This is a genomic window from Pedobacter sp. (genome assembly GCF_035566355.1).
Taxonomy (GTDB): domain Bacteria; phylum Bacteroidota; class Bacteroidia; order Sphingobacteriales; family Sphingobacteriaceae; genus Pedobacter.
Genome location: NZ_DATMRL010000515.1, coordinates 1 through 5,474, shown reverse-complemented (window position 1 = coordinate 5,474; position 5,474 = coordinate 1). Strand labels below are relative to the sequence as shown.

General features: G+C 40.6%; 5 protein-coding genes, 1 pseudogene and 1 riboswitch. Of the genes and pseudogenes, 3 read left to right on the top strand and 3 right to left on the bottom strand.

Annotated elements, in window-relative coordinates; genetic code table 11:
- Positions 1 to 181: 181 nt before the first annotated feature.
- Together VNZ46_RS20005 and VNZ46_RS20000 are read right to left on the bottom strand one after the other, a co-directional pair.
- Positions 182 to 1,141 (bottom strand): FecR family protein, encoded by a 960-nt coding sequence (locus VNZ46_RS20005; RefSeq protein WP_325561920.1) that lies wholly within the window; start codon positions 1,139 to 1,141, stop codon positions 182 to 184.
- Between the two features lie 57 nt (positions 1,142 to 1,198).
- A complete protein-coding gene (locus tag VNZ46_RS20000) occupies positions 1,199 to 1,855 on the bottom strand; it encodes an RNA polymerase sigma-70 factor (RefSeq protein ID WP_325561918.1) in 657 nt (218 codons plus the stop codon).
- Positions 1,856 to 1,951: 96 nt separating this feature from the next.
- Positions 1,952 to 2,051, top strand: a riboswitch (SAM riboswitch).
- A gap of 58 nt (positions 2,052 to 2,109) precedes the next feature.
- Between VNZ46_RS20000 and VNZ46_RS19995 the strand changes: the two genes are divergently transcribed.
- The gene (locus tag VNZ46_RS19995; RefSeq protein WP_325561916.1) at positions 2,110 to 3,273 is read left to right on the top strand and encodes a cysteine desulfurase family protein; all 1,164 of its coding nucleotides are present in this window, start codon (positions 2,110 to 2,112) and stop codon (positions 3,271 to 3,273) included.
- A 134-nt stretch (positions 3,274 to 3,407) separates the two neighbouring features.
- On the opposite strand, the gene VNZ46_RS19990 is transcribed toward VNZ46_RS19995, so the two are convergent.
- A complete protein-coding gene (locus VNZ46_RS19990; RefSeq protein WP_325561914.1) occupies positions 3,408 to 4,022 on the bottom strand; it encodes a porin family protein in 615 nt (204 codons plus the stop codon).
- A 355-nt stretch (positions 4,023 to 4,377) separates the two neighbouring features.
- On the opposite strand from VNZ46_RS19990, the gene VNZ46_RS19985 reads away from it, so the two are divergent.
- Together VNZ46_RS19985 and VNZ46_RS19980 are read left to right on the top strand one after the other, a co-directional pair.
- Positions 4,378 to 4,962: a DUF4136 domain-containing protein gene (locus VNZ46_RS19985; RefSeq protein ID WP_325561912.1), complete on the top strand. Its 585-nt coding sequence runs from the start codon at positions 4,378 to 4,380 to the stop codon at positions 4,960 to 4,962.
- Between the two features lie 128 nt (positions 4,963 to 5,090).
- A pseudogene (locus VNZ46_RS19980) lies at positions 5,091 to 5,474 on the top strand (glycoside hydrolase family 3); the annotation flags it as partial.

Below are 5,474 nucleotides of genomic sequence, written 5' to 3'. Positions count from 1 at the left end.
ATGGCTTTATAAAGAGCTGGTAACCTCTTCTTTGAGGATTTTTTCATATTTTTATTTGTTTTATAACATTAAATCGTGTTTTAAAATAAGCTGGGCGGTTCAATTGGCGTTAGAAGCCCGGCTCCAAAAATTACCGGTGCTGATCTGATCAGTACCGGTTTATACATTTTCTTCTATACACTCATTTTTTATACACATTAAAGGTTTTATGATCGTCTGATTGGTTAAATTTTAAGTGATGAAGACTGCACAATATGTCCAGGATCTCTTCCGGTTTTTGCCTGGTATTAAAGGAAGCCGTACATTTCCGGTTACCCAGTACAGGATTGTCCAGCTCTATCTGAATGCTGTAAGCATAAGCGAGTTTTTCGAATACCTTTTTTAAAGGTGTTCCTTCAAAAACAACGTTGACATATACTGGCTGAGGCGTGTAACTGATCGCAGCAAGCTGTCTCTTCTTATCATAGGAGATTTGCTGGCCTTTCACCAGGGTGCCGAATACCTGATGCGAATTCCCCACAGCTACCTTTCCCGTGGCCACTGAAACCTCAATTTTGGGGCTCAAATGATAGGATTTGATCCGAAAGGAGGTTCCCAGAACTCTGGTATAAATATCGTTTGAAGTTTGAACAGTAAAAGGGCGTTGTTCATCATGTGCTATTTTAAAGAAAGCTTCTCCTTCTGTCAGTTTAACCAGACGGCTGCTCAGTTTAAATTTTGCTGGATAAACGATCCGGGAGGAGGGATTTAAGGTAATTTGTGAGCCATCCGGTAAAACCAGATCCTTTTTTTCACCCGGCAGGGTAGCCACCGTTACCAGTTTTTCAGGAAGAGCCTGTTGTCTGGAAAAATGCAAAAAAGCCAGTCCGGCTCCGCAAATAACAACAAGTACTGCAGCAGTACGGAGTACAAATTGCAGCATAGGAAATCTTCTGTAGCCCATTTTTGTTTCTTTGGTTATTTCCTCCTGAATCCGGGCGGATATCCGGGCGTGGATTTTTTCTTTGGCAGCAGGATTTAATTCTACCAGATGTTTATCGTATTCGGCGTACCATTCTTCCACCTGTTTGCGCTCAGTTGGAGTTGCGGTATGGTCCGTGTATTTTTGGAGCAGTATACTGGCCTTTTCTTCTTTTGTCATCTATATACATGTCAGTTCAAAAAAAGATTGGTACTAGCCAATGCTGTTAAGCTTGGGTTAAGTTTGTGTTAACAGGATCAAAATGCTTAAAATGAGCAAATAAGACAACCTTTTCTTTACAACTTTTAACGCTGCGGAAATTTGATTTTTAACCGTTTGGGCGGACAGGTTAAGCTCCTGGGAAATCTCTTGAATGGTTTTTTCCTGCTTCCTGCTCATGGAAAATATAAGTCGCATTTTATCAGGCAGTTCCATCAGGGCCTCATCAATTTCTTTATGGAGATCTTTTAACAGGAGCTGGCTTTCTGCCGAAGCAGCATTTTGTTCTCCAACCAGCATTGTCAAATCGTCCTGATGTTTTTCTTTAACAATCGCGGATTTAAAATAATTGATCACCTTATATTTTACAGCGCCCTGGAGATAGGCCCCCAGGCTTCCCTCAATAACCAAACGTTCGCGGTTTTCCCAAAGGGAAATGAAAATTTCCTGTGTAATGTCTTGCGCAACCTCTTCATCCCGCACCCTTTTGTACACACTGTCTAAAACAGCTTCCCAATGATTACGGTAGATGTTTTCCATGGCAAGTGTATCTCCTTGTTTTAAAGAAGTCACCAGATCAGGGATAGAAAGGGTCGCTGTTGTTTCGATGTTAAAATTTTTAACAAATCTACATCGGCAATATTCCCTTAATGTTAAGAAATCCTTAAAGAGCATAAATACTGCGAGGGCTAAAAAATTTTTTTATAAAAAGTATACTTAATTAGTAGACTATTATTACCTTTGTTTCAAGAATTCGTTCTTAAACGTATTTACTTATCCAGAAAGACTGAGGGAAAGGCCCTGTGACGTCTTAGCAACCTGTTATCGTATAAGGTGCTAACTCCTTCCGCATATTGCGGAAAGATAAGATTGATGATTCCATCTGAATTTCTGAATAAGTAGCTTTTATCAAATTTTAAATTAAAAAGATGAAGATTTACTTAGACAATGCCGCCACAACACCATTAAGCAGGGAAGTTTTTCAAGCAATGGAACCCTATCTTTTCGAGAATTTTGGAAATCCATCTTCCGCCCATCAGCACGGCAAAGCTGCAAGAACAGCTATTGAACAATCCAGAGGGATTATTGCTGACCTGCTCGAAGCGAGCCCGGAACAGATCGTGTTTACCTCGGGTGGAACAGAAGCCGATAATACTGCAATTGTTTCAGCAATCCGTTCCAATGGGATCCGGCTGGCCATCACCACACCTTTTGAACACCATGCGGTTTTGAACACGCTGAGAAACCTGCAACGCAACGGGGAGATCAGACTGGTCTATTTGAAACACGATGAGAAAGGGAATTTATCGCTTTCTCACCTGGACCAGCTGCTGTCTGCTCATGATCAGGCTTTCGTATCTGTAATGCATGGAAACAATGAAATCGGAAATCTGAACGATATCCATGAAATTGCGGAAGTCTGTAAAAGCTACGGCGCAATATTTCACACTGATACTGTTCAGACCATGGGACAGTACCGGTACAACACTTCAACATTAAAAACAGATTTTTTAGTTGGTTCTGCTCATAAATTTCATGGCCCCAAGGGAATTGGCTTTTTATATAAACGATCTTTAGCACCGTTGCAGCCCCTGATCAACGGTGGGTCTCAGGAAAAAGGACAGCGTAGCGGTACTGAAAATGTGACCGGTATTGTGGGTCTGGCCAAGGCCCTGGAACTGGCTTACAGAAATTCATCAGTTTATCAACCGCACATTCGTCATCTAAAAGAAAAAATGATTTACAATCTGATCCGTAAAATCCCGGGAATTAAATTTAACGGTAACTCTGCTGTAGATCAGCTGAGTCTGGCTACCGTATTGAGTGTATCTCTTCCAACCCCTGAAGGAGGGCAGTCTCCTTTGATTTATCTGGACCAAAATAATATTTGTGCTTCTGGTGGCAGCGCCTGCAGCAGCCATTCCAATGCAGGATCTCATGTACTCAGCGCTTTAGGCGGTGATTTTGACCGCACAACCATTCGCTTTTCCTTTAGCCGTTACAATACTGAAGAAGAGATTGACTATGTAGTAGACAAGCTGGCAAGCTTATATGTAAAAGAAACCCTTAGAGAGTTGAGTACGGTTTGCTAGATGGATCAGCAGTCGTTCAATACGATTGCAGAGTAACTACAAAATGAGTGCGCCATGACTGCGCCTTTTAATTAAAAAAAGGCGCAGTCATGGCGCACTCATTCCAACCAATGTTTTAACAAAAAGACAAGGATTTAGAATTTATAACCAAAGCCAACAGAAAACACCTGGTTTTTATATTCCGGGGTTTGAGTACTGCCATTTTGATTGTTCTTTTGGAAATCCAGGGCATACCGGCCATGAATGTCGACATTACTATTGATGTCATAACGGAAACCAATAACGCCTCCAAACAGGCTTTTCTTGAAACGGTCTGCATCGTCTTCAACAATTTTCTCTTCTGCCGAACCAAAGCCATTTTGAAATTTGTTTTTGGTCGAAAGTAAAAAAGAGACTTCCGGACCTACAACTAAATGTAAAGGACTTGCTCCAAGCTTAATCGTTGCCAGAACAGGAATGTCAATAAAATTGGTCGTTTGTGTAAATTCTCCAGCATTAGAGGTGAGTTTATAGCCTTTTTGAGAATACAACAGTTCTGGTGTAATGGCCAGGCCCTCTATCAGGTTAACATCCAGCGTTAAACCGGCATTAAAGCCAGGGTTTATTTTGGTGCTGAAATTATTGTTCCCATTATCTTTGATAATGTTAGGAAGGTTGAGCCCGGCTTTAATACCGATTCTTATTGGACTTTGAGCGTGTACAGCACCTGCAACCAACAGGCTTGCTGCCAGAAAAATGAGTTTCTTCATGGTAAGGGATTTTTAGGATTCTTATTATGTTCATTTATTTGTTATACCTACAAGTGAAATAAATGTGCCAGTAAATCGAAGGCTTTAATGTCAAAAAAGAATAATCCCCCTTGTAACGGCTGTTATCCGTTTTTTACAGGGTGGATAAAAAAAATGAAGCTTACCTAGGACTGTGTAGAAGGCTCCTTAAAAACTGTATCAATTTTGATACATAAAAATGCTGGTCCGAAAAATAAATTAAACTTTTTTGCCCGCGAACTGTCTCATAGATAGTAATCAGTTCTCAAAAAGGACAAAGGTTAGTCATCCCGGTAGAAATGATTGCAATATGTAATTATAGAAAGGATTAAAAAATATGAAAAGACTAATTTTTATGCTGTTCACCATAAGTATAATGGCCTCAGCATGTTCTTCTTACAACTATTATGCAGTAAGTAACAAACCACTTAGCACCCAGCATTATAAGACGTATGCCTGGATACCTGAGGGGTATTCCAAGTCGTCCAGTTTTTATAACAATGATGTGGCAACAGACAGGATTGTTGATGCAGCGAGTAAAGAGTTAGAGAAAAAAGGTTTGGTACTCGACAACCAGAAACCCGATATACTGGTCAGATATACAGCGGTGGTCAATAAAGAAACCCGGGAATATAATGATCCAGTATATTACAATCCTCCTGCAAGGTTAAGCCCAAGGATTGCCTATTACCGGGGAAGAGCATACAGATATTTTTCTTATTATGACCCTATGCCAGTATATGTAGGCAGTGAGGCGAGAAGGGAAACCGTAAAAGCAGGAAGTATTATGATTGATCTGATTGACAGAAAAACCAAGAAAGTAATCTGGAGAGGCTGGGCAGAAGGTGATCTGGATAATCCTCAAAAAGCAGTGGATGATATTCCGCAGGTCGTAACTAATATATTTAAAAAATTGCCTTAATGATGAGTTGAATAAAAAGTCCTGAATCGGTTGAACCGGTTCAGGATTTTTTATGGCTTTATTTTTTCGAAAGTCGGCGGTGTTCTATTTTGTGTTTATCTTTGGGCTCCTAACCATTCGTTAAAATAATGAAGTTTAAGCATTTTTCGGTCTGGGCATTTGTTGCCCTCACTTCCATAACTACAGTTAATGCCCAAAAAAAGTCGTATATAGAAACACTTTCCGAGCCCAATCAATGGGTAGATTCTGTTTTTAATAAATTGAGCAGGCGTCAGAAGATTGCACAAATGTTCTTTGTCAGGGCCTTAACCAATTCTACAAAGGCCTATGAAGATTCGATTGGAAATGTAATTAAGAAAGAACGGATAGGGGGCCTGGTGTTTTTCCAGGGAGGCCCGGGCAGGCAGGTAATCCTCACCAATAAATACCAGGAACTGGCACGTGTACCCTTATTGGTTACCTCTGATGGAGAATGGGGTTTGGGCATGCGCCTGGACAGTACCATTTCTTAT

Bases quoted from the DNA above. Each gene is read 5' to 3' on its own strand.
- VNZ46_RS20005 (WP_325561920.1), bottom strand. From the start codon at position 1,141: ATGACAAAAGAAGAAAAGGCCAGTATACTGCTCCAAAAATACACGGAC.
- VNZ46_RS20000 (WP_325561918.1), bottom strand. From the start codon at position 1,855: ATGCTCTTTAAGGATTTCTTAACATTAAGGGAATATTGCCGATGTAGA.
- VNZ46_RS19995 (WP_325561916.1), top strand. From the start codon at position 2,110: ATGAAGATTTACTTAGACAATGCCGCCACAACACCATTAAGCAGGGAA.
- VNZ46_RS19990 (WP_325561914.1), bottom strand. From the start codon at position 4,022: ATGAAGAAACTCATTTTTCTGGCAGCAAGCCTGTTGGTTGCAGGTGCT.
- VNZ46_RS19985 (WP_325561912.1), top strand. From the start codon at position 4,378: ATGAAAAGACTAATTTTTATGCTGTTCACCATAAGTATAATGGCCTCA.